25 protein-coding genes are annotated in these 24,456 nt (G+C 40.6%); 11 read left to right on the forward strand and 14 right to left on the reverse strand.

Annotated elements, in window-relative coordinates:
- The first annotated feature begins 2 nt into the window (after positions 1-2).
- From nuoN to FTU80_RS00255, 4 genes are all read left to right on the forward strand, one after another.
- Positions 3-1,547: an NADH-quinone oxidoreductase subunit NuoN gene (gene nuoN / locus FTU80_RS00240; RefSeq protein WP_078192290.1), complete on the forward strand. Its 1,545-nt coding sequence runs from the start codon at positions 3-5 to the stop codon at positions 1,545-1,547.
- Between the two features lie 126 nt (positions 1,548-1,673).
- Positions 1,674-2,309 carry a uracil phosphoribosyltransferase gene (upp, locus tag FTU80_RS00245; protein ID WP_078192289.1) on the forward strand — a complete coding sequence of 212 codons (636 nt, stop codon included), beginning with the start codon at positions 1,674-1,676 and terminating at the stop codon, positions 2,307-2,309.
- A gap of 85 nt (positions 2,310-2,394) precedes the next feature.
- Positions 2,395-2,688: a cold shock domain-containing protein gene (locus FTU80_RS00250; protein WP_078192288.1), complete on the forward strand. Its 294-nt coding sequence runs from the start codon at positions 2,395-2,397 to the stop codon at positions 2,686-2,688.
- Between the two features lie 108 nt (positions 2,689-2,796).
- The gene (locus FTU80_RS00255; protein ID WP_180083547.1) at positions 2,797-3,552 is read left to right on the forward strand and encodes a cold shock domain-containing protein; all 756 of its coding nucleotides are present in this window, start codon (positions 2,797-2,799) and stop codon (positions 3,550-3,552) included.
- A 23-nt stretch (positions 3,553-3,575) separates the two neighbouring features.
- Here the strand turns inward: FTU80_RS00255 and gigC are convergent, their stop codons facing one another.
- Complete coding sequence (gene gigC, locus FTU80_RS00260) at positions 3,576-4,454, reverse strand: LysR family transcriptional regulator GigC (protein WP_111884894.1); 879 nt, start codon at positions 4,452-4,454, stop codon at positions 3,576-3,578.
- Positions 4,455-4,539: 85 nt separating this feature from the next.
- Here gigC and FTU80_RS00265 point away from each other — a divergent pair, with 85 nt between their 5' ends.
- A complete protein-coding gene (locus FTU80_RS00265) occupies positions 4,540-5,301 on the forward strand; it encodes a ferredoxin--NADP reductase (RefSeq protein WP_180004746.1) in 762 nt (253 codons plus the stop codon).
- Positions 5,302-5,730: 429 nt separating this feature from the next.
- Here the strand turns inward: FTU80_RS00265 and FTU80_RS00270 are convergent, their stop codons facing one another.
- The 5 genes from FTU80_RS00270 to FTU80_RS00290 form a co-directional block, all read right to left on the reverse strand.
- Positions 5,731-6,474 (reverse strand): amino acid ABC transporter ATP-binding protein, encoded by a 744-nt coding sequence (locus FTU80_RS00270; RefSeq protein WP_078191089.1) that lies wholly within the window; start codon positions 6,472-6,474, stop codon positions 5,731-5,733.
- Positions 6,471-7,154 carry an ABC transporter permease subunit gene (locus tag FTU80_RS00275; RefSeq protein ID WP_180083550.1) on the reverse strand — a complete coding sequence of 228 codons (684 nt, stop codon included), beginning with the start codon at positions 7,152-7,154 and terminating at the stop codon, positions 6,471-6,473. Before FTU80_RS00275 ends, FTU80_RS00270 begins: the two co-directional genes overlap by 4 nt.
- A complete protein-coding gene (locus FTU80_RS00280; protein ID WP_078192284.1) occupies positions 7,154-7,897 on the reverse strand; it encodes an amino acid ABC transporter permease in 744 nt (247 codons plus the stop codon). The genes FTU80_RS00275 and FTU80_RS00280 overlap by 1 nt, the downstream gene beginning before the upstream one ends.
- Before the next feature lie 70 nt (positions 7,898-7,967).
- Positions 7,968-8,915, reverse strand: coding sequence for a transporter substrate-binding domain-containing protein (locus tag FTU80_RS00285; protein ID WP_180083553.1), 948 nt, complete (start codon positions 8,913-8,915; stop codon positions 7,968-7,970).
- A gap of 337 nt (positions 8,916-9,252) precedes the next feature.
- A complete protein-coding gene (locus FTU80_RS00290; protein WP_078192409.1) occupies positions 9,253-9,675 on the reverse strand; it encodes a hypothetical protein in 423 nt (140 codons plus the stop codon).
- 348 nt (positions 9,676-10,023) lie between these two features.
- Between FTU80_RS00290 and FTU80_RS00295 the strand changes: the two genes are divergently transcribed.
- The 4 genes from FTU80_RS00295 (at position 10,024) to FTU80_RS00310 (ending at position 12,901) form a co-directional block, all read left to right on the forward strand.
- Positions 10,024-10,302 (forward strand): hypothetical protein, encoded by a 279-nt coding sequence (locus FTU80_RS00295; RefSeq protein ID WP_111884899.1) that lies wholly within the window; start codon positions 10,024-10,026, stop codon positions 10,300-10,302.
- 281 nt (positions 10,303-10,583) lie between these two features.
- A complete protein-coding gene (locus tag FTU80_RS00300; RefSeq protein ID WP_180083556.1) occupies positions 10,584-12,362 on the forward strand; it encodes a mechanosensitive ion channel in 1,779 nt (592 codons plus the stop codon).
- A 70-nt stretch (positions 12,363-12,432) separates the two neighbouring features.
- Positions 12,433-12,615 (forward strand): hypothetical protein, encoded by a 183-nt coding sequence (locus FTU80_RS00305; protein WP_180083559.1) that lies wholly within the window; start codon positions 12,433-12,435, stop codon positions 12,613-12,615.
- 124 nt (positions 12,616-12,739) lie between these two features.
- Positions 12,740-12,901 (forward strand): hypothetical protein, encoded by a 162-nt coding sequence (locus FTU80_RS00310; protein ID WP_162689753.1) that lies wholly within the window; start codon positions 12,740-12,742, stop codon positions 12,899-12,901.
- Positions 12,902-12,992: 91 nt separating this feature from the next.
- Here the strand turns inward: FTU80_RS00310 and FTU80_RS00315 are convergent, their stop codons facing one another.
- From FTU80_RS00315 to FTU80_RS00335, 5 genes are all read right to left on the reverse strand, one after another.
- Positions 12,993-14,192 carry an NAD(P)/FAD-dependent oxidoreductase gene (locus FTU80_RS00315; protein ID WP_180083562.1) on the reverse strand — a complete coding sequence of 400 codons (1,200 nt, stop codon included), beginning with the start codon at positions 14,190-14,192 and terminating at the stop codon, positions 12,993-12,995.
- Positions 14,193-14,225: 33 nt separating this feature from the next.
- Positions 14,226-15,116 (reverse strand): 1-aminocyclopropane-1-carboxylate deaminase/D-cysteine desulfhydrase, encoded by an 891-nt coding sequence (locus tag FTU80_RS00320; protein WP_180083565.1) that lies wholly within the window; start codon positions 15,114-15,116, stop codon positions 14,226-14,228.
- A gap of 130 nt (positions 15,117-15,246) precedes the next feature.
- Entirely contained in the window at positions 15,247-16,365 is a 1,119-nt protein-coding gene (locus tag FTU80_RS00325; RefSeq protein ID WP_180083568.1) for an HlyD family secretion protein, read from the reverse strand.
- A 62-nt stretch (positions 16,366-16,427) separates the two neighbouring features.
- Positions 16,428-18,077, reverse strand: a complete 1,650-nt coding sequence (locus tag FTU80_RS00330; protein ID WP_180083571.1) for an MFS transporter — start codon at positions 18,075-18,077, stop codon at positions 16,428-16,430.
- A 6-nt stretch (positions 18,078-18,083) separates the two neighbouring features.
- Complete coding sequence (locus tag FTU80_RS00335; protein ID WP_180083576.1) at positions 18,084-18,632, reverse strand: TetR/AcrR family transcriptional regulator; 549 nt, start codon at positions 18,630-18,632, stop codon at positions 18,084-18,086.
- Positions 18,633-18,937: 305 nt separating this feature from the next.
- Here FTU80_RS00335 and FTU80_RS00340 point away from each other — a divergent pair, with 305 nt between their 5' ends.
- On the forward strand, positions 18,938-19,141 hold the full coding sequence (locus tag FTU80_RS00340; protein WP_180083579.1) for an NF038215 family lipoprotein: 204 nt from the start codon (positions 18,938-18,940) through the stop codon (positions 19,139-19,141).
- A 247-nt stretch (positions 19,142-19,388) separates the two neighbouring features.
- Here the strand turns inward: FTU80_RS00340 and FTU80_RS00345 are convergent, their stop codons facing one another.
- On the reverse strand, positions 19,389-19,847 hold the full coding sequence (locus FTU80_RS00345; RefSeq protein WP_180083582.1) for a DIP1984 family protein: 459 nt from the start codon (positions 19,845-19,847) through the stop codon (positions 19,389-19,391).
- Positions 19,848-20,018: 171 nt separating this feature from the next.
- On the opposite strand from FTU80_RS00345, the gene FTU80_RS00350 reads away from it, so the two are divergent.
- Positions 20,019-20,642 (forward strand): LysE family translocator, encoded by a 624-nt coding sequence (locus tag FTU80_RS00350; protein WP_180083585.1) that lies wholly within the window; start codon positions 20,019-20,021, stop codon positions 20,640-20,642.
- Between the two features lie 124 nt (positions 20,643-20,766).
- Here FTU80_RS00350 and FTU80_RS00355 read toward each other — a convergent pair whose 3' ends face one another.
- Together FTU80_RS00355 and metG are read right to left on the reverse strand one after the other, a co-directional pair.
- Positions 20,767-22,311: an LA2681 family HEPN domain-containing protein gene (locus FTU80_RS00355; protein ID WP_180078193.1), complete on the reverse strand. Its 1,545-nt coding sequence runs from the start codon at positions 22,309-22,311 to the stop codon at positions 20,767-20,769.
- A gap of 64 nt (positions 22,312-22,375) precedes the next feature.
- On the reverse strand, positions 22,376-24,433 hold the full coding sequence (gene metG / locus FTU80_RS00360) for a methionine--tRNA ligase (RefSeq protein ID WP_180083588.1): 2,058 nt from the start codon (positions 24,431-24,433) through the stop codon (positions 22,376-22,378).
- Positions 24,434-24,456 lie beyond the last annotated feature (23 nt).

The raw sequence follows: 24,456 nt of genomic DNA on the forward strand, positions 1-24,456 counted from the left end.
CCATGGACTTCACAATGTCATTTTCTGAGCTTATGCCATTAGCTCCTGTGATGATCGTGGCTTTAACTGCGATCGTCGTGATGTTGCTAATTGCAATCAAGCGTAACCACAATTTAGTTGCAACGACTTCCGTTATCGGTCTGAACCTTGCAGCCTTTTATATTATTTTTGTTTTCGTTGCAGGGCAGTATGCACCTGCAAACGTAATGAATTTGTTCATCGTAGATCCATTTACGATGTTGTACCAATTCGTGATTTTGATTGCAGCACTTGCTTGCTGCACATTGTCACATGCGTATATCGAAACCTATAAAGATAACCGTGAAGAACTTTATATCTTGATGCTGTGCTCTGTAACAGGTGCATTGTTAATGGTTGCAAGTTCTCACTATGCGTCATTCTTTATCAGCCTTGAGTTAATGTCGATTCCTGTATACGGCCTATTGGCTTATACACACCAACGTTCACAGTCGCTTGAAGCGGGTGTGAAATACTTGGTGCTTTCAGCAACCGCTTCTGCGATGTTGTTGATGGGTATGGCTTATGTATATGCGTATACAGGTACAATGGCATTCGTTGCTGAACCAGGCAAAATGTTCACAACATTCAGCCAACCGGGTGTAGTCCTTGGTCTTGCACTGATTGTATTTGCTGTTGCATTTAAATTGTCTCTTGCGCCATTCCACAAATGGACACCAGACGTGTATGCAGGTGCGCCAGCGCCAATCGCGACATTCTTAGCGACTGTGGCTAAAGTGGCAATGATCGGTCTATTCGTTCGTTACTTCTTGGCTTCTGGCTTAATCCTTTCTGACAGCTTCATCACGATCGTGACCATCATTGCAGTATTGTCTATCCTTGCGGGTAACTTACTAGCAGTACGTCAAGTGAACTTGAAACGTATCCTTGCATACTCTTCAATCGCTCACTTTGGTTACTTACTTGTTGCGATTGTCAGTGCACGTAATACTGACTTTGTTCAAGTACAAGGCTTTGCAACATTCAGCAGCGTCAACGTTTATGTGATTACTTATGTATTAACAACGATTGGTGCGTTCGGTGTTGTGACACTGATGTCTAGCCCTTACAACAACAAAGACGAAGCAGGTAGTCTTGCTGAGTACCGTGGTTTGTTCTGGCGTCGTCCAGTGTTGACTGCAACACTCACTGTCATGATGTTATCTCTTGCAGGTATCCCATTAACAGCGGGCTTTATTGGTAAGTTCCTTGTGATCAAAACAGCAGTTGCTGGTGGTTCATGGTTCTTAGCTGCAATGGTGATCCTTGGTTCAGGTATCGGTTTGTACTACTACCTACGTGTGATGGTTGTGATGTACATGACTCCACCGGAAAACCCACGTATCGACGCTGTCGATCATTGGGGTCAAAAAGTGGGTGGTATTATGGTGCTTGGTGCAGCTGCTCTTGTGTTGTTGATCGGTGTATATCCAGATCCAATCATTGCAGTTTCTCAAGTGGCATACTTTGCGATCTCACCTGAATTACAACAGTTCATTTTTAGCTTAATTCAAAGTGGTTTTAACTAATGAATTAAGCAATTAATTTGCTTATTACAAAAAAGCCTCCTGTAAAGGGGGCTTTTTTATTTTTATCATTTGTTAAATAGCTTTATAATGGTTGAAATTTTATCTTAACCTTTTAGGTGTTCTCCCGTGGCTATCCATGAAATCCGTCATCCGCTTATTCGACATAAACTCGGCTTACTTCGTCGTGCAGATATTAGTACTAAAAACTTCCGTGAGCTTGCTCAAGAAGTGACTATGCTTCTGACTTATGAAGCAACGAAAGATTTACCGATGGTCGATCATGAAATTGATGGTTGGAATGGTAAAGTAACTGTAGATCGTATTGCCGGTAAAAAAATAACAGTCGTACCGATTTTACGTGCAGGTATTGGTATGTTGGATGGTTTCTTAAACCTGATTCCAAGTGCGAAAGTATCTGTATTGGGTTTAGAGCGTGATGAAGAAACTTTAGAAGCGCGTACTTACTACAAAAAATTAGTACCAGACGTACAAAACCGTTTAGCGATGATTATTGACCCAATGCTTGCAACAGGTTCATCGCTCGTTGCTGCTATTGACGTTCTAAAAGCCAGTGGTTGTAAAGATATTCGTGTCATGGTGCTTGTTGCCGCTCCAGAAGGCATTAAACGTGTAAATGAAGCTCACCCAGATGTGATCATTTACACAGCATCTGTAGACCAAGGTTTAAATGAAAACGGTTATATCGTTCCTGGTCTTGGCGATGCAGGCGATAAAATTTTCGGTTCAGTTCAAAAAGACTAATTTTTGCATCATGAACAGAAAAGGGGCTTTTATAGCCTCTTTTTTATATACTAAAGACATTGGAATAAATGGAATAGGGTACTTTATGAAGTCCGAACAATATAAAGGTAAAGTGAAGCAGTACAATCCTGAAAAGGGCTTTGGCTTTCTTTCATGTGAAGAAGGTGATGTATTTTTCCATATCTCTGACTTTCCCGCAGATGGTGTCGAGCCAAAACGTAATGATCGTGTGAAATTTAATGTGGTGAAAAATGGTGATCGTTATAAAGCCATAAACATTGAGCGTGAAGAAGACAAATCTGCAAAAGCTAAAAAATCTAAAGTAGTGGCAAATAACCAGTCAATTACTTCAGCTTTGCTTTCGAATTTGCGTAAATAATGTGATTGTAAGATTTCATTGAAATCTTTGAAATTGAAAAAGAGGTCTATAGGGCCTCTTTTTTTATTATCATAAGAGTATTAAAAGAAAAGATGAGAGACAATTTTTATGTTTAAAGAGGGGAAAATCAAAAGCTATAACGTTGAGCGCGGCTTTGGATTTATACAACAAGATCAAGCACAGGATTTATTTTTTCATATTAGTGATTTTCCTAGCCGACACATCGAACCACGTGTTGGAGAAAATCTCAAATACAGGATTGAAGCAGATCGAGGTAAATTTAAAGCGGTAAATATCATCCGTTTAGATTTGAAAAAAGAGCAGTCCACTCATGAACAGATAAATCCGTCATTTGAATCAAGGTCGGATCGAGTGAATGACCAAGCTACTCCTCACGATACAGCCAAAGGCACAGTTTGGGGCAGTAAAATCTTCAGCATGATTGGACTCATTGTAATTCTAGTATTAGCTGTGGCTGTTTATGGGAAATATCAGCAGTACCAAGAACAGAAGCAGCTACATTTACAACAGCTCATGCAAGAAAATGAAAACATTGTAAAAGAACAACGTAAAGCTCAGGGGGATTTACCCGATCGGGTGCTGACTGAGCAAGGTGAAAAAAATCTATACGGCACAGCTTCAACGCAAGCTCAGTCTGTTGTTCAATACACTGCGCAGGCACCTTCTTCAAGTGATACGCCAAGGGTAGTAGATAAAGCACAGTTTAGTTGTGATGGGCGTACGCATTGTAGTCAGATGCGTTCATACGAAGAAGCAGTGTTCTTTAATAATAATTGTCCAAATACGAAAATGGACGGCAATAATGATGGCGAACCATGTGAACGCCAATTTAAAAATAGATAAAAAAGCGCCTTAAGGCGCTTTTTTTATTTTTCACAAAATTGCATAAAGGCTTTGAGACCCGGTCCTTGGTATTTCTGACGATGTACCAACATAAATAATGGACGGGCAAGTTGCCAAAACGGCGTATCTAAAACCACCAATTGCCCTTTTTCACGTAAAGGCTCAATTGCCAGTTTAGAAATACATGACATACCAAGACCACCTGCCACGATTTTTAAAATGGCTTCGTTATGACCCAAGGTTAAACGTATATTGGCATCTGGCAGGTCTTTTAAAATTGCGTTGTCAAATACTTCACGTGTGCCTGAACCTTCTTCACGTAAGATCCATTCTACGTTATCAAAGTCAGCTGCAGTGAGTGCACGATCCAACTTCGCTAAAGGGTGCTCTGGTGAACAGCACACGGCAAGTTCATCGTCACGCCAGTGAATACATTGCAACTGTGGCAGATGGCATGAACCTTCAATTAAGGCCAAATCCAACTGAAATTGGTTCACCGCTTCAATCATTTGGCGGGTATTGCCGACTTGAAGTTGTAAATGTGCTTGAGGCTGAATTTGTAAGAAATCTGCCATGAGGTCTGGCATCAAGTAGTCACTGATGGTTAGGGTCGCACCTAAACGCAGATCAATGCTTTGTAGTTCGCCTTTGGCTGCTTGTTCAAAAGCTTCGCAGCGCCCTAAAATTTCCAAAGCTTGTGGCAATAAAAAACGACCCAAGTCATTCAATTGCAAGCGTTTACCAAGTCGGTCAAACAGTGGAGCACCGAGACCATCTTCGAGGTCTGCCAATGCCATACTTGCTGCACTTTGAGTAAGTTTGACAGCATCACTGGCTTTGGTAACGGTACCTTCTTGAGCGACTGCTACAAAAACAGCCAACTGGCGTAAAGTCATGCGCATGAATCGGGCCTTAACATTTAAAAAATATTAATAAATTATGCTGTCATGCTAACATGAGCACAGTCTGTCACGCCACGTTCAAATCATGTCAATTGAAAAATTTAGCTTAGAAAAGGTTTTATCTGTACACCGTTGGACCAATACTTTGTTCAGTTTTACCATGACACGCCCTGCGCATTTTAAATTTACCGCTGGTCAGTTCGCACGAATCGGCTTGAAAGTGGGCGATGAATTGGTGGTTCGTGCCTATTCTGTGGTGTCGTCCCCTTTTGATGAAACTTTAGAGTTTTTTTCTATCGTTGTTCCAGATGGTGCGTTTACTTCAAATTTGCAGCATCTACAAGTGGGCGATGAGCTGTATTTAGAAAAAGTCCCTTATGGATTCCTCACCTTGGCGCGTTATCAGTTGCCATTGCCCAAGGACTTATGGCTGTTGGGGACAGGAACGGGTCTTGCACCGTTTTTATCAATGTTACAAGACTTTGAAACGTGGTCTAAATACGAAAAAATTAATCTAGTCTACAGTGTGCGCACCGTATCAGAACTGGCTTATGTAGAGCGGATTCAAGAAATCGCTGAGACCTTTGGTGAAGGGCATACGGGCTTCAAATTTATTCCTATTGTGACACGTGATCCAAATGCACCATTGCATGACCGTTTACCAGTTTTAATTGAAAATGGCGAGTTAGAACAGGCGGCAGGCTTAGCGTTTAATGTTGATACGACGCATGTCATGCTGTGTGGTAATCCACAAATGGTTGATGACACCAAGGCGGCCTTAAAAGCGCGTGGTTTGACTATGAACCGTCGTGGTGAAGGAAATATTGCTGTAGAAAATTATTGGTAATCTGCCATGAAAAAAAGCTCATCGATGGATGAGCTTTTTTATTTTCGGAAATTAAATAACTGATGTTATGCATGCAAAAGTAATTTTGCATTTTTAAAATGATTGTTAAGCCAATTCGATGGAGTCTTACATCAAGGGAATGAATAAAGTGATTAGCCTTCGGCTGGAGGTACTCTTACGAAGCACGCTTCTCATTAGGCAAAATGAGAAGCGTGCTTCGCAAGGAAACCATCTTGCGGTGCAATGCACTCACCGACAAAACTCGTTCACTAGCATCTAATTATCTAAAGTATCGCAAAAACATTTTTGATTAGAAGAAGTCCTATCTCAAACACTTGCGGATGACGTTACCGCATATCGTACTTTTATTTGAATCAAATTACGCTTCTGATGTTACTGCGTAAAATCAGTTAAATAAACGTTTTGATATTAATGCAGAATTTTATTTAAGAACTGCTGCGCTCGTTCACCACGAGGGGCATTAAAGAAATCATCTTTACTGCAGTCTTCCACAATTTTTCCTTGATCCATAAAGATCACACGGTCCGCAACCTGACGCGCGAAACCCATCTCATGGGTTACACACATCATGGTCATACCTTCTTTGGCAAGACCCACCATCACATCAAGCACTTCGTTAATCATCTCTGGATCAAGTGCCGAAGTCGGTTCATCAAACAGCATGGCAATCGGGTCCATACTGAGCGCACGTGCAATCGCAACACGTTGTTGTTGTCCACCTGATAACTGTGCAGGGAATTTAGCGGCATGCGCACTTAAACCCACACGGTCTAAATAAGCCAAACCTTTTTTCTTGGCTTCGGCTTCTGATCGACCCAAGACTTTAACCTGCGCAATAGTCAGGTTTTCGGTAATGGATAAATGTGGAAACAATTCAAAGTGCTGGAATACCATGCCGACACGACTACGCAATTTATTTAAATCGGTTTTTGGGTCATTAATGGAAATACCGTCGACTAAAATCGTCCCGGCCTGAAAAGGCTCAAGCCCATTAACGGTTTTAATGAGTGTTGATTTCCCTGAACCTGAAGGCCCACACACCACAACCACTTCACCTTGTTTAATTTGAGTCGTGCAATCGGTAAGCACTTGAAAATCTTTATACCATTTACTGACATTTTGGAGGTCAATCATCGTTTTTTGATCGGTCATACACTTAACCTCCGTTGTAATTTTTTAACTGCATAGGTAGCGATCATACTAATAGTGAAATACACCAAACCAGCAAACAGAATGTATTGAGTTAACAATGACATAAGGTCGCCTCGAACATAGTTGGTGCGGAAAAAGTCTAACAGTCCGATGGCATAAACCATGGTTGAATCTTGGAACAGAATGATGGTTTGTTGTAAGAGAAGTGGCGTCATTTTGCGAAAAGATTGCGGCAAAATAATTAAGCGCATTGCTTGGCTATAACTCATACCGAGAGCATAAGCTGCAGAAGTTTGACCTTTAGGAATTGATTGAATACCGGCACGGACAATCTCTGAAAAGTAAGCCGCTTCAAATAGCATGAAGGCCACGATACTCGAAACGAGGGCAGTATCAATCGTTAGATAGTTACCGGTGATCCCTGTGTAGATAAAGGGTACTGCAAAGTAGAACCACATCAGCACCAAGAGCAAAGGAATAGAACGAAAGAGGTTCACATAGCCTTTAGCAAAAATATTTAAAGCCTTAATCGAGGACAGGCGCATCAACGCCAATAAAGTCCCAATAAAGACACCACCAATGGTTGCCGTGATCACCACTTTGAGTGTGATGCTGAAACCATGCCATAGCGCAGGGCCAGACGCTTGAAGGTCTTGAATAAAAGAACTGAGCCATTCCATTATTTATCTCCTGCAATTAAGCCAGGAACGCGTAGGCGTTTTTCCAGAAAATTCATTAAACCAATTAAACAGATGTTGATCACGATGAAAATAATGGTGACGTAGGTATAAATTTCGATAGTGTTTTGCGTGTATTCACTGATGGTTTTCATCTGTGAAATGATTTCTGCAACACCGACCAAAGACGCAACTGAGGTGTTTTTGACACAGTTGGTCAACTCAGAGCTCAGTGGTGGCAAAATCGTACGGAACGACTGAGGTAAGATCACATAGCGATAAAGTTGAGTCGTGCTAAATCCCATGGCATAACCAGCATTGGTTTGCCCCAAAGGAAGCGCTTCAATACCAGTCCTGACTTGCTCACAGACCCGTGCAGCTGTAAAAAGACCCAAGCCGACACTTGCGGAAATTAAGGCGGTCGTATTTGCCCCAAGGTCATTCATCCACCAGCTTTTAATCGCAGCAGGGAGGAAGTTGGGTACAACATAGAACCATATAAATAGTTGAATCAATAAGGGTACATTTCGGAAAATAGTCACGTAGGCCGTACCAATACCTCGTGCTACAGGACTCGGTAGGGTACGCATAATACCCAAGATGCTGCCGAGCACCATCGCAATGCTCCATGCCACCAAAGCGATGACAAACAGCCAGCCGATCCCAATTAAAATCCAATTCAGGTAGGTCGAATCACCTACACCTGTAGATTGGAACAGCACACCCCAATTCCAGCTATAATTCATAGGAACTCCCTATAATGAGCTTAAGCCAAAATCCGTTTGGCTTAAGCATCTTTAGAATGTTTAGGGAAAGTTATTCGTCACGGTCATGTGGATTGCTAATCAATGCTTTTAATTGATCAGACATCGGGAAATTCAAATTGATATTTTTTGGTGGAATTGGCGTTTGGAACCATTTTTTATACATGTCATTGATTTCACCAGAGCTATAGGTCGCTTTGATTGCATCATCAACCACTTGTTTAAAGCCAGTATCGCCTTTACGCAGCATACAACCATAGATTTCATGAATCGGCGCTGTACCCACGATTTCCCATTTATTTGGATCTTTGGCTTTCGATTTTTCACCCGCCAGCAAAATATCATCCATCATAAATGCCGCTGCACGACCATTTTGTAGCATGAGGAAAGACTCAGCATGGTCTTTGGCAGAAATGACTTCACCAATACCTAATTCTTTTTCATGTTGACGAATATAACGCTCAGATGTCGTTCCTGCCGTGGTGACTAACTTTTTGCCTTTTAGGTCAGCAAAGTCTTTAACCCCAGAGTCTTTTGCTGTAAGTAAGCGTGAACCGACCTCAAAGAAACCTGTTGAGAAATCTACTTGTTGTTGGCGTTCTTTATTGTTTGTGGTTGAACCACACTCTAAGTCGACGGTGCCATTAGAAACCAATGGAATACGGTTTTGGCTAGTCACTAAGTTATAACGGACTTTTAATTCGGGAAGATTTAATTGCTTTTTAACCGCCTCAACGACTTTTAATTGAAGATCGTGTGCATAACCTACAGGTTGGTTTGGATTATCTGCGATATATGAAAATGGAATCGATGAATCGCGATAGCCTAATACAATCGTGCCGGATTTTTTGATCTTATCTAAAGTCCCTGAGTCAGAAACAGCAGCTTCACTTCCTGCAGCTTTATCCGTTGTAGGTGCTTTATTGTCACTACATGCGCTAAGCCCTAAAGTGAGCGCACTTGCACAGAACAAAGTTGCTAAATGTTTTTTTGACGTCATCGTTAAAACTCCTTTTACCCTGATTTAATATCCACTTTTTATGATCTTGTTTCTCGTTAGATTTTATTGCTTTGTTTTTAAGAATGTTTCAACAATAAAAAAGAGATCATTTTCTACATCTTAGGTGATAAATTGAGCAAGGCTCAAGCAAAATTTATTGCCGAATTGTTACTAAGAAATGAGATAAGTTATGAACATTTTTTATAAGAAGGTTTGCTATAAGTCATTAAATATAAAATAATTTAATTTTATTGTGAAATAAATAATTAAAATAAAAGGGCATAAAAAAACCTCCAAATGGAGGTTTTCGGGATTAAACTTTAGTTTAATCTCTGTATTAATGCACAAACATATCCATAAATTCACGAATTTCTTGAATCGCTGTGTCTACGTCAGCAGTCAACCAAGTCGGTTCAAAAAAGCCAGCATAATGCTCCAGTCGATCTTGGGGAACAACTAAGCGAATCGGACATTCTTCTTCGAGCAAGCGCCAAGGAATAATAGGCACTTCATTATCTAAAAAAGCCGCAATATTTCGAATATCAATCACCATCGCATTGATGCATTCAGGGAATGGCATCACTGAAAACTCTTCAGTACGTCGGCGGAAATATTCCAAATCACCCCATTTCAACACATAACTCGGCTTACTAAATTCAATAATGCCAATAAGATGCTGATCACGAGTGTAATGAAGGGAACATTGATGAGTGACGTCAGTGTCAAGATCAAGCGTTACACCTTGTTGATGGTACGCCATAGATTTGATAACAGGTGAAAAATAAGGTGCATGATTATAGCTCATTTCATTCATCAAAAGCAGATAATTCCACCGGGCTCAAAAAAGCAGTTATTTTCGAAAAACTTATCACTCTGAAAATGAATACGATTGAAATGTAGTATTCAGTTCATTGTCCGATATTTATACCTTAGCGATTGATTTTAAATCTAAAATTAAGGGAATTATCTAAACAGAAAAACGGATATAAATTGAATTGATCTTTCAAGTTACACGTTTTCACTGATTGTAATTGTTCTTCACACAATACAGGATATTGTATTGCTAGTATAAAAATTCAACTATGAACAACAAAATAGCGAGGGGAATATGACACACGATTTTAATAAACCACCCCATACCACCAGTACGGAAGAAACAACACAAAAAAAACGTATCCCTGTGTACATACTGATTTTAGTGGGTATCTTTTTAATCGCATTATTATTTTATATGTTTGCAGATATGAAACCTTCTGCTTCGGATGCACCGCCTGATCATCCTGCACCCAATGCACAAACTGCGACAGCCAATGATACGACTAGCGGTACAGCGGGAGATGAAGCTGTTGCTAATGACTCAAATACCGCAACTGCGACAGATCGTTGATAATAATTGATGATAAACATGAGTCAGAGTTACATGAGTGCAAGATCTGAACCTTAAGTATCTCTTCAGAGTGACATAAATAAAGCCTTGGTTGTTCCAAGGCTTTTTTACATTCAATTGTGAGCTTTTGTTGGAGTTATGCATACTTTGGTTGATTAAAAAATATGCAAAAACTAAGGTGGAAAAGAAAGCTTAAGTTCAAAGCACTAATGCTGTGTGATACGCGGCATACGTAAAAATGCACATAACAACAGATCATGTATAACAATGAGGGCGAACATATGAATGATTATCTGGGTGGTCCGCGTGGCCGTTTTGATGCCATGTATTATTGGGAACAGTTTCACCCCATTTTAAGTGCAGTAGCAATTCTCCTGATAGGTTGGGTCATTGCCTTATTGATTGCTGCTGGCGTCAAAAAAGTTTTGCAAAAATTAGGTACAAATCAAAAACTTTCAAATGCAACTGGGCACCGTTCCAATGTTGAAAATATAGTCTCCAGAGTTGTGTTCTGGATTATTTTGATCATTGCTGTCATTGGTGCACTCAATGTGCTGAATTTGACCAGTGTCAGCGGCCCATTCAGTAATATGATTCAGCAGTTCTTGTTATTTATTCCACAGCTTTTGGCTGCGGTAGCTGTAGGTTTTATTGGTTGGATCGTGGCAAGTTTGGTCAAAGTCGGTTCAAAGAAACTGCTGGATAAAACCCAACTCGATGAAAAACTCAGTTCTGAGGTTGGCGTCAGCCCAATCAGTCAAAATATCAGTGAAATAGTGTATTGGCTAATCTTGTTACTTTTCCTACCGATTGTTTTATCGATCTTGGGTTTGAACGGTCTATTGTTCCCAATCCAAAATATGGTCACTGAAGTTGTTTCTTATCTTCCCAATATCTTTATTGCTGGTGTCATCGTCTTTGTGGGTTATATCTTAGCGAAGATTGTACGAGGCATCGTGGAAGGCTTGGTGAACAGTTTAAGTCTGCAGCAGCAAGTCGAAAAAGTGGGCATGTTTAAAAACGCAAAACTTGCTCAAGTTTTGGGTAATTTTGTCTTTGCTATAGTCATTATCACTGCATTAATTGTGGCTTTCGAAGCACTTGGTATCGAGGCGATTTCTCAGCCTGCAACAGCCATGTTACATGAGATCATGTATGCGATACCGAACATCATTGCCGCAGGTTTAATCTTAATCTTGGCCTATGTGGTGTCACGCTTTGTAGCGCGTCTAGTGGTGGATGTGATCTCGGGTACAGGTGTTGATACTGTGCCAGAAAAATTAGACATTCAACGCTTTTTGGGCAAAACCAAAGTGTCGGATGTTGTCGGTTGCCTCATTGTATTTTTCACCATGTTATTTGCGGTATCTGAAGCTGCTAACCGTTTAGGCTTTGAGCAAATCAGTGCCCTTATTGCTATGTTTATCCAGTTCGGTGCAAGTATTTTACTTGGTGCTGTAATCTTGGTGGTGGGTTTCTGGCTTGCCAATATTGTGGCAAATGTGGTGCAACGAGGGGAATATAACAGTTCACGTTGGTTAGGTAATTTGGTCCGTGTGCTGATTATGGGCTTGGTTGTAGCCATGGGCTTGCGTGCCATGGGTATTGCTGACTCGATCGTGAATTTGGCCTTTGGTTTAACCCTCGGTGCGGTTGCAGTTGCTTTCGCTTTGGCCTTTGGTCTAGGTGGTCGCAATCCGGCGGAACGATTGTTATCAGATCTTATCGATAAAGCGAAACGCGAAGCCAATGAACCGAATCCAGTACAGGAGCAGGCAAAGGCGAAAACCACCTTTAATACACCTACATCGTCTGTAGCGAGTCCAACGCCATCAACATCTGTGATGACTTCTGAAGTGAAAACCGATGATGGCTATCCAAACATTCAACAGGCTGCTCCCGGTGTCAGTGAAAAAGAAACGGCCACGCCAGATCAGTTGGATGTAAACCCAAGTGATCAACCACAAAATAATCCATTTGGTTCAACTGGTGAGGCTGAAAAAGAGGTCGATGCACCTTCGGCACCTTTAACCCCGCCAAAACCAGATGATCCAAATTAAACTATTCTGTCTTTAAAAAAATCGGCCACGTTTATGTGGTCGATTTTAATGATTTATAAGGAATATTTGTATGGCAAAAGCACCGAATAAATTTTTAGCCCCAGTGATTATTGCAGGGATCACAGTTGGTTTTTTGGCGAGTGCACGACGCTTTATTTTTGCAAAATCAAAACGCACTGATTTGGAGCAGACAGAACAATCACCGCTAAACAGTGAAAATAAAGATACCAATCAGTCCAAAAATAATGATTGAAATTTACCCGAAAATTGGTATTTTAAGTAATAGTGATATATGGAATATTACTTAAAATATAAAAACTTAGGATTCATATTGCTGTCATGAATGACACTTATGATCTGTGCAAAGGAATGGCAAAATGGGGGTAATTTCAATGCTCAATACTTTAGTATCGACACTCAAACAAACCGCAAGCGTGCAACCACAACATATTTCAGTTGCCGTTGAAAAAATGGATCTGACAATTCAACGAACTTCGACGTCGTCAGTATCATTATTTAAAACCGACTATCTTGAATAAATCAGATCGGATAAGAAAAAGGGCTGAATGAATCAGCCCTTTTTTATGCAGAGATCATCTGCAGGTTATGTTTAATTAATTCTTGTCGAGATCAGACGTATTCGGAAGCTGCATGCGCAGAAGCCCATGCCCATTGGAAGTTGTATCCACCTAAATGACCTGTTACATCAAGTACTTCGCCAATAAAGTACAAACCTTTCTGTTTTTTACTTTCCATGGTTTTTGATGAGACTTCTGTGGTATCCACACCACCGAGTGTAACCTCAGCAGTACGGTAACCTTCAGTGCCTGATGGTTTTACTTCAAAGCTTTCTAAACGGCTTGCAATGAGTTCTAGTTTTTCATCACTGATATTGCCAATGGCTAATTCAGCTTGTTCAGGCCAAATCAGATTTTGTAATTCTATAACTACACTTTTCGGTAAGTGTTCATTGAACAGTGTGCGCAGTAGTACTTTGGGCTGACTAGACTTTTTAGATTTGAGGAAATCTAAAACATCTAAAGCAGGCAGGAAATTGATATTAAAACGTTGACCGACATCCCAGTAGTTTGAAAGCTGCAATGAGCTTGGGCCACTTAAACCACGGTGAGTAAAGAGTAAAGCCTCAGTAAAACTATTTAACTCATTCGATAACGTCGCTTCAACAGCATTGCCGCTCAAGCGAGTGGTTACTTCTTTAAAACTATCGGAGAAAGTGAAGGGTACTAAGCCTGCACGAGTGGGGTAGACAAAATGACCAAATTGTTTGGCAATCTCATAGCCAATTCCTGAACCACCTAACGTTGGAATGGACAGACCACCAGTGGCAATAACCACCGATTCTGCTTCAAAAAAGCCTAGATTGGTTGCCACTTGAAAGCCTTGTTCAGGTAAGGCATTGACTGCTTTTACTTCACAGTTGGTTTTAATATCTACCAAGCCTGTTTTGTCACATTCTGCCAATAGCATGGCGAGAATTTCTTTTGCACCATTTTGGGTAAATAACTGCCCATGTTTGCGCTCTTCGTACTCAATGCCATATTCGCAGACCATACCAATGAAGTCCCAGTTGGTATAGCGAGTTAATGCCGAAATAACAAAGTGCGGATTATGTGAAATATAATTTTCTGGTTCGACATACAAATTGGTGAAATTACATTTACCACCACCAGACATCAGGATCTTTTTGCCAACTTTATTGGCTTTTTCAACCACCAAAACTTTGCGTCCACGCTGCGCCGCTTTATATGCCGTCATTAAGCCTGATGCACCAGCACCTAAAACAAGGACATCATATTGATTTTGCGACATGGTAAGTTTCCGCATGGAAGAAAGGACGCAGGATTATACGCTTTTTAGTGCTTCGGTTGAACCTTTCAGGCGACCTTGTAGGCCACCAGTATGGATCACTAAAACACGTTGATGGTTTGTAATTTGACCCCGCTCAATCATGCTGAAAATACCTCGCAGCATTTTAGCCGTATAAACTTGTTCTAATGGGATCGCATAGCGTTGTTCAAAGTCATGCATAAACTGTAATAGTTCCGGCGTTATTTTGGCATAGCCGCCACAGCAAAATTCATCACTGATGTTCCAATTGGTTTTCTGCGTCAACTGAGCAACATCGTCGCAAAGAAAATTGCCTTTGAGCGCTGAAAAACCAAGTACATGTTGATGTTCCGCACTGGCTTCGATCAAGCCCGTTATGGTTCCACCTGTACCGACGGCACAGCAGATGAGATCAAAATTTTGTTGATTTTCATGGCTTAAGATTTCCGTACAGCCACGGATAGCCAAGGCATTGGTTCCACCTTCAGGAATGACATAATGTTCGGGATATTGCTGTTGTAATTGCGCTAAAGCGTCAACTTGTTTCATTTCCCGATACTGTTGGCGTGTGACAAAACTGAGCTGCATACCAAACTGTTGGGCGGTGGCTAAAGTAGGATTTCGGGCTTGATGTTGTAATTCCTCCCCACGGATGATGCCTAAACTGCCGAATCCGAATAAATGTGCAGCATATGCAGTGGCTGCAATGTGATTTGAATAAGCACCGCCAAAGCTAAGCACCTGTTTAAACCCTAATTTCTGCGCCTCAATAAAATTATATTTGAGTTTATAAAATTTATTGCCTGATATTTGTGGGTGTACCAAGTCCAAACGCTTAATACATAAATCAACCCCTTGATATTGAATAGTCTGCTGAGGAATGGCGTGGGCGATAGATTCAAACATGTTGGTAATCGTTATCTTGGTCGTTAGAGTTCAAATAGGTAGGCATTGTAAAACGGGAGGTGCAGAAGATAAAATCCTTTGCATCTTGGTCAGTTCAACTCTGCTTATAGCACTTCACTGCTGATATCTGCTAACTAGCAACATCAACGGAGGTGACGACAGACATACCGGGTCTTAAGTTTTCCAAACCTTGTTGATTGGGATCAATTGCAATTTTCACGGCAATGCGTTGCACGACTTTAGTGAAATTTCCTGTGGCATTGTCAGGTTTCAATACACTAAATTCAGAACCAGCCGCAGGGGAGATTTGCTCAACTTTGCCGTAAAATTTTTGATGTTTCATGCCATCGACGCTGAACCAAGCTTTTTGACCAATATGCATATCTGCAATTTGCGTTTCTTTAAAGTTAGCAGTCACCCAGCGCTGCTGTGGAATTAAATACATCAGTTGAGAGCCTGCCGCAACATATTGACCAATACGCGGGCTGACTTCGCCAAGCTGACCATCCATAGGTGCCACAATCGTGCTGTAGTCTTTAGTGGTCACTGCCTGATCAAATTGTGCTTTGGCACTATTCACTTGCGCTTTAAGCCCTGTCGCTGCAACTTGTGCAGTTTTGAATGATTCTTTGGCAACCAGCAAATTGGCTTCTGCTTGATGAAGTTGGGCCAAACTATTTTTAGCGTCTGCAATCGCTTTATTTTGTTCTGATTTCGATGCAGCGCCAGTATTGCCGAGTTGTTGGTAGCGCGTCATTTGTGCAAGAGCTAATTCATAGGCCGCACGTGATTGGTCCACTTTCGCTTCGGCTGCCGTAATATCTGCTCTGCGTTGTTCAATGGCCTGGCTTTGATTGGCAAGCGAGTTCTGTGCTTGTTCCACCCCAGATTCAGCCTGTGTGACTTTTTGATCATAGGTCGTTGCATCGATATGCATAAGCACTTGACCTTTTTTCACATGATCAAAATCCGTCACCAAAACATCTTTCACATAACCATTAATTTGTGATGAAAGCACCGTGGTTTTGCCTTTGACATAGCTATTTTCAGTCGACTCGATACTGTTATGAAATGGACCAATCCGCCACGCCCATAAGATCAGCGCAATTCCCAACAAGAGGATGATCAACATAAAAATCAAGGTACGCTGCGGCGTAGAAATAAGCTTGCTCGATGGCGCAGGCATAGCGGTTGCTGTTTGTGGTTGCTGCGGTGCTGCTTGCTCAGTGGGTTTATGGTCTTCGGTCATGTTGTTCTCAATATCAATTAGGTCATTTGGCGGTTGCTTATGTTGTTTAAGTCGGGAAAATTTTAACTACTATCCGTGCGTTGCTGTTGGCGTAATTGATATTTATTTTTGCCCATCAGCAATAAACCCCAAAGCAACAATAAAACGGCGAATATGCCATTTAAAAAAATCACATCGTTATAGGCTCGAACTTGGGCTTCTCGAGTGATGGTTTGATTAAGGCTACGTATGGCTTGTTGTTGGTCTAAATTGGGGTCTAAAGAATATTGATGCGCAATTTGAGCCAATAGTTGTAGGCGCTGTTCCACTATAGGTGAGGTTTGCGATAAATCATTATAAATCTGTGCCTGATAGGTTTGGGTACGCATTTGCTGGTAGGTCGAAAAGAACGAGGATCCGACCAATCCCCCAAAGGTTTGCGTTGCAGAAAACAGCACGATAAACGTCACCATGTGAGATGGGCCTTTTTGCAAAGCACTGATAATGCCTGTAAGCAAAAGTGGGCCAATAAACATGCCACTGGCAAAGCCCACCAAAAACTGACTCCAATAAAAATCATGCGGTCGAACATCACTGGTCAGGTGGTAGTCCAGCGCACAGGCAAAGAGCACGAGACCTGCTGCACCAAGCAGATGAAGCACGATTTTTTCTTTGGAAAAGGTCAGGGCACTAAACACTGTACCTAAGACAATCCCGATCAGCACGACGGTATAAAAGGAAACAAATTGGTCGGGTCCCATGCCCATGGTTTTCAAAAAATTCACGGCCGCATAGCTTTGTTCTGACATGAGGAAGCGAATGGCAAAGGCACCGATAATAAAACTTACGGTAGACGATGTTCCGAGCCAGCGTGTGACAATCAGGGGGTTGACCCGAAAATGTTCATAGGTCAGACCGACAACTAAAAGAATCAAAGCCGCGATGAGTAAATAGGCCAACCATTCAGCCTCAAACCACCAAAGAATCGGGCCTTGAGTTAGCACGATACATAGCAAAGCAAAGCCGGGTGCCAATAATGCAAAGGTGAATAAATCCTGCTTTTCAAACACTTCGATTCTTAGACTTCGTGGCAGTTTGAGCGAGACCACCATCGCCAAACAACATAAGGCTAAACCTAATTCAAAGGTATAGAAAATAGACCAATCGTTGACATCGACCAAATAGGGAGACATGATCCATGCCAGCGGAATCCCCAACTGCTGAAAGCCCAAGGCTAGATAAAGCCCACGACCAAAATGGGCGCGTTTAAACGCTTGCATGATGTAATACATCCCAAGCGAACTGAGTGGAGCTGCAAGTAAGCCGCTAATCACCCGTGCAAAAATTGCCATTTCATAGGTATGGACGAATAAATGCAGCACCATCACCGCGATAAATAAAACCAAACCAATTTCTGAAAATAGCCTAAGTCCATATTGTTGACGGGCTTTAAATAAGATTAGGTTGGAGCTGACATTGGCCATAACAAATGCCGCAGGAATCCATGCCGCTTCTGAAGGCGTTAAGCCATATTCACCTTGTAGAAGGGGTAAATTTGCCGTGATAAATCCATTACTTAAACTCCCCGAGATCGCAACAAATAAACCGATAAAGAAGTATAAAAAACGCTTATAGGTGGGATGTGCAATCGCAGCCGGAGAGCCGGGCAGGGTCGGTTTTTCTTCAGGTGTCCAATCCGGAGCAGGTTCCAATAAACGCGGTGATTTGGACATGATGTGTTACCCGCAAATACCATGTAGTAAAAACTCCACGGCACGTTTGGCGAGTTTTTCCTGATCTGCTTCGGTATGGCCTTGCAATGCTGCACGTAAAATGGAGGTGACCATGGCATAGTCCGCCGGTTTAAAGTCTGCTCGACAGCGACCATTTTGAATGGCCTGATCAATCATCGGTTGTAATATGGCATCACGTCGTTGGTATATTTCAACCATGGCAGGATCATCCCGATCGATCACACGCCAATATTCCATTAAAGCCGTGAGATAGGGAATATTATAAATATGGTCTTGAATGAGGCGAATAAATCCATCATCGAACTGTGCATAATTAAGCGCACGTTGTTCAAGTCGGTTTAAGGCAGCTTGCATTAAGGCGAGTACTAACTCACGACGGTCATTAAAATTACGATAAAACGTCGCACGTCCAACTTGAGCTTGATCCATGATGAGTTGTAAAGGCGCATTGATCCCGTGAATACGGAATACCTCAATCGCAGCTTCTAAAAGCACTTCTCGGTTTTGCGCAGCGAGTTGTTGACGTGTGGACATTATTCTTTGACATCATCATTCTAAATTTATCTAGCCATTAAACGGACAAAAGTGTCCGAAGTAAAATCGTATTCGATAGCAGTTTTGTAACTTGTCTTTTATGTAGTTCAAATAAAATGAATAAATTATTTATTTTTAAAGAAAAAAAATCATATCTGCATGAATCTTAATCCGCATTGGTAAGACAGTCGAGACATAATTCCTGACAATTGACCCTAAATCGGCAGATAAATAAGGTGAATATCTGCACAAAAATGCTATGCTGATTTTATAATCAAGATAATTATAAAAATGGAGGGCATCCAATGAGCAAATTAAGACGGGCTGTGCTGCCTATGCTGTGCCTGTGCAGTTTTTGGATGGTTGGCTGTGATACGACTGACGAATTGCATCGTCCTCAAAATGAACATCGCACCATGATCATTGGCGGTGTCCCTGTGAATGACCATGACTATAAATTGCCCCGTGAAGATGTTGCACTCAATGAAGCCGCTGCAGATGACGATTAGCACATAGGTGCATAAAAGGTGCATAAAAAATAGGGTGGACATACTGTCAGTACACGGTAGTGAGACGTGACATGTAAAGAGTCACAGATGCAGTGTGCTACGTCAGATGTGTGAACATTTTGAAGTAGACGTCTTACTTCTGCAGTTTAGTTTGTTGGATTAAAGCCTTACAAACATTTAAAAAGGCTCTGTACTCGCCCAGTATGCCCGAACTGGAATGAACCGTGGTTCAAATGACTAAATCAGGTCAATCTATCAGGTCTATTTGCCAATTAGATGCCTGAATTTCTAAGTTATTTTGTCTAAGTTGCTGACTAATGCTATCGGCCTGTTTCTGTAAATCTGCCACTGCAATGGTTTTAATCCAACGGATTTCACTCGAGCTATAACGACCATTTTCACGGCGTGAGCTGTCAATCGCTTGTTGCAAGATACGATGCTGTTGGGTCAACAAATCACGTTCATTGAGGACTGAAAGCATGGAGCGTCCAGAACTGGTTTTAGCTTGTGCATTGGTGGCGTGAATCTTTTCAATTAAGCCATAAAGTTCTTTATTTACGGCAAATGCTTCTTGAATTAAAGCATTTGGTTCTTCGCTGGGTGCATCACCTTCTTGAATGAGCACGTTGTTATTGATTCGTTGTTGCAGCGAGGCCAATTTAGTTTGTAAGTCACTGCGTAAAAGTAGGGCTTCGGCTAATTTCATTGTCTTGATATTAATTTGTACTTTTAGCGATCATGCGATGGATTAATGCGGTATTCAAGTTATTTATAGTGAAAAATTTGGTCAATTAAAATAAACACTGCAAATTATAGGGAGAAATTCAGAGATTCTATCTGTAAAATTGCCACGAATTTAAGTGAAAACGGTGTGACAGTGGAATCATTTTGGATATTAGGCTCGATTGCGGCAGCACTATTACTTGGTGCAATGAGCCCGGGGCCAACGTCAATTTATGTGGCGAAAAATTCCATTGCGATTTCACGTAAACACGGTTTATTTACCGCTCTTGGTACAGGTTTGGGCGCTGCAATATTTGGCCTATTAGCGGTATTAGGTTTGCAGGCATTTTTATTGGCTGTACCTTCTGCATATTTGGCCTTGAAAATTTGTGGTGGTTTATACCTGCTTTGGATGGCATTTAAAATTATAAAACATGCCAAAGAACCCATCGAAGCAGGCAATTCGAGCATTTCGCAAATGTCACTCCGTCGTGCATTTACCACTGGTTTAATTACTCAGTTGTCGAATCCGAAAATTGCAATTGTGTTAGCCAGTATTTTTACGGCACTTTTACCGAAAGAGATTCCGACTTATTTCTACTTTGTATTGCCTATTTTGTGTTTCTTTATCGATGCAGGCTGGTGCTCATTGGTCGCTGTGGCTTTGTCAGCAGAAAAACCCCGCAAAGTGTATTTGAAGTTTAAAGCGGGTTTTGATCGGGCAGCTGGGGCAGTGATGACAGTGCTTGGGTTAAAGCTGATTTTTGGAATGAAGTGATTGAACGAAGCAAAAAAGCCTCTTTGATAGAGGCTTTTTTATTGGGTTTATTTTTAAATTTACCATGAAATTCTCTCTCCTTTTAGGAGCTGAGAAGCACTTGCTTTGCAAGGGGGGATGGGTTTTAGTAAATTTGATCAAAATCTTTCTTGTGAACCGTAATTTCTATTGAATTCTCTCGATCAGATGGTTGTTTTTGGCGTAAATCTTCAACAATGGCGAATACAGTCGAAAAAATAGCAGATCTCGTAAATTGAAGTAAATTCTGAAGACTACTTTCAAACTCACTTATTTTTACATAAGTATGTGTCGTATCACTAGATAACTCAAATGAGTTTGGAACTAAAAATAAAATATGATGTTCTAGAGAATTTCTCCAAATTTTATAAAATCCAAATTGTCCATTTTTTTCATTCAGATCGTATATAAGACTATTAATTGCAATCAAAGCAAAATTTTCTTTTTCTTCAAGTTCTAATTTGTTTGTATGCCAAAAATTATTAAAAGCCGTATTTTTATTAATTGTTAACCCAAAATATTGGCAAAGGAAAATTGCTAATTTATCTAGAATAGAAAAACATAATCTAAAACAAGTTCTAAGTTTCTCCGATCTTATATTTATGATTTCATGTTCATCTAATTCTGAATAACAGCTTTCAAAATCAAGCTTGGAACTCTCGGTGAATTTAGATTCATAGTAGAGAACTCTAACCAATGAAAATTCAGCTTTAATTCGGTTTAAGTATTGTTCGTATTTGAGAATCTTTTGAGAAGAAATAACTCCTTCAAGTAATGTCAAACTATCTCGCTCATTGGCTATACATGAACAATACATGCCGTGAATATTCAAAGTTAAATTTTCTTTGATACACCATTGTCGGAATTCAGACATTGAGGAAATTTCTTTAGATGTCTCTAATTCGTCAATATCTAAATTTTTGGAACTTAATTGTTTGGTTAAATAATCTATCTTGTGATTGTAATAGGGTATCCAAGCTTTAGGGATTAACGGAGATTCGCTAGCAAATCTATATCCTTTTAATATTTCAATAATCATTTTTTCAGTGCGATGATCTAATAATTGATCGAATTGCTCTAAACATGATGTTCGATTTAGCCATGCTTGAGGGTAGGGAGTATTTTTTTGAATTACGGAATTATAGAGTTGTAAGGCTTCCGAAAAACGAAATTGTTGTTTTAGAGTATTTGCAAGATTAATTATATTTTGCTGATATAAATCGTAGTCATTTTCTTTTTTAATTAATTTATATGCTTTCCAATATAGGTTTTTTACATCATTGTATAAATCTATATTATTAAAAGTTACTTTTTCTTCGGAATAGCCACAGTCATTTGCTAAGGATAATTTTCCATTTGCTAAATTATAATAATAGTTCATATTAGATTGAATTTCATAATACTCTGAGTTTTTTTCTAAAATTTGGATTCCTTTAGAAACGGCATTTTTATTTCTTAAAGATGTACCTACATCTATAAATTGCCCTGCTAAATTAAATAATAAATGTAATACTGTTTCGGTAGTTTCATACTTTCCAAGTTCAATTAACATCATCTCCGAACCTAACAATGCTTCATCATATTGTTCAATATCAATTGAATAAGAAATAGCATTTATTGCTTCATTGATTTTTTTTAATTCTAATTTCATTTGATTTACTTAAATAAAAAGCCCTACTAAGAATATAGCAGGGCTTCTCGTAAGTGTCTAAAAATTAAGAAACTTTATCGCCAGCTTTAGCACCTGTTTCAGGTGAAATCACCCAAACACCTTCGCCATTACCCGCAGCTAAAACCATACCGTTTGAAATACCAAAACGCATCTTACGTGGAGCAAGGTTTGCCACCATTACCACCAATTTGCCTTTAAGGTCTTCAGGTTGGTAGAACTCACGAATACCGCTAAACACGTTACGTGGTTCAGCTTCACCGACATTTAAAGTCAATTGAAGCAGTTTGTCAGAACCTTCAACGTGAGCAGCTTCTAAAACTTCCGCCACACGCAAGTCAACTTTCATAAAGTCTTCGATACCGATAATTTCAGCTTCGCCAACTTTAAGCTCAGGTTTCTTTTCAGCTTTCTTCTCTTTTTTCTTCTCAGCTTTTGGTGCTTCCGCAGGTGCAGCTAAAGAGTCTTTAGACGCATCAACCATAGCAGCAACAGCTTTTGGATCTACACGCTGCATTAATGGTTGGAATTGAGCAATTTCATGATCCACCAAAATCGTTTTACCAGACGCAAAGTCGAAAGATTCTAATTTTAAGAAGCTTTGAACTTCTGCTGCCAATGTAGGAAGTACTGGTGCAAGATACACAGCCAATTGACGGAACAAGTTAATACCGACAGAACATACGTCATGAACTTGTTGTTCTTCACCTTCAATTTTCGCAAGTGCCCAAGGCTTTTTCTCGTCGATATATTGGTTGGCTTTGTCAGCAAGCGCCATGATTTCACGGATTGCAGCAGAGAATTCACGTGCTTCATATTGAGCAGCGATTGATGCACCTGCATCAATAAAGCTTTGTACCAATTCAGGCTCTGCACACGTTGCAGAAAGTTTGTTATCAAACTTGGTGTTGATGAACTTGGCACAACGACTTGCGATGTTCACGACTTTACCAACCAAGTCAGAGTTTACTTTCTGAACGAAATCATCAAGATTTAAGTCAGAATCTTCAACTTTGTCAGAAAGCTTCGACGCGAAGTAGTAACGTAAGTATTCAGGGTTTAAATGCTCAAGATACGTTTCCGCTTTAATAAACGTACCACGAGATTTAGACATCTTCTGACCATTTACAGTCAAGAAACCGTTGACGAACAGGCTTGTCGGTGTGCGATAGTTTGCACCTTCAAGCATTGCAGGCCAGAATAATGCGTGGAAATAAACAATGTCTTTGCCAATGAAGTGATACACCTCATTTTTAGAATCTTTTTTCCAGTAGTCGTCAAAGCTTAGGTCAGGACGTTTAGTCTTGATGTAGTTTTCAAAGCTCGACATATAGCCGATTGGGGCATCTACCCAAACGTAGAAATATTTGTTTGGCGCATCTGGAATTTCAAAACCAAAGTAAGGTGCATCACGAGAAATATCCCAATCCGATAAACCTGCTTCAAACCATTCATCAAGTTTGTTGGCAATTGACACAGGCAGACGACCTTCGTCACGTGTCCATTTTTGCAGGTATTCACCAAAGTTCGGCAGTTTAAAGAAGTAGTGATCTGAAGATTTTTCTACAGGTGTCGCACCGCTCAAAGTCGATTTTGGATTGAGTAATTCAGTTGCGTTGTATGTTGTACCACACACTTCACATGAGTCGCCGTATTGGTCTTCCGCTTTACATTTCGGGCATGTACCTTTAATGAAACGATCCGACAAGAACATTGCTTTTTCAGGGTCAAACAATTGCGTCACAGGGCGTACAGCAATGTTGTCCGCTTCACGGTTCTTAATATAAATCTCAGAAGCACGCGCTTGGTTTTCAGGGCTGTTGGTTGAGTCGTAATGATCGAAGTCAACTTTAAAGCCAGCAAAGTCACGTTCATGTTCTTTTTGCACATTGGCAATTTGCTGTTCAGGCGAAATACCATTGGCTTCCGCACGTAGCATAATCGCTGTGCCGTGAGCATCATCTGCACATACATAAGTCACGTTATGACCCATTGCACGCATGGCACGAACCCAAATATCAGCTTGGATATAACCGAGTAAATGACCCATATGAATTGGGCCATTCGCGTATGGAAGGGCGTTAGTAACTAAAATATTACGCACGGATATGACTCTCTCATTCGTAT

This window comes from Acinetobacter sp. YH12145 (assembly GCF_013418335.1).
Taxonomy (GTDB): domain Bacteria; phylum Pseudomonadota; class Gammaproteobacteria; order Pseudomonadales; family Moraxellaceae; genus Acinetobacter; species Acinetobacter amyesii.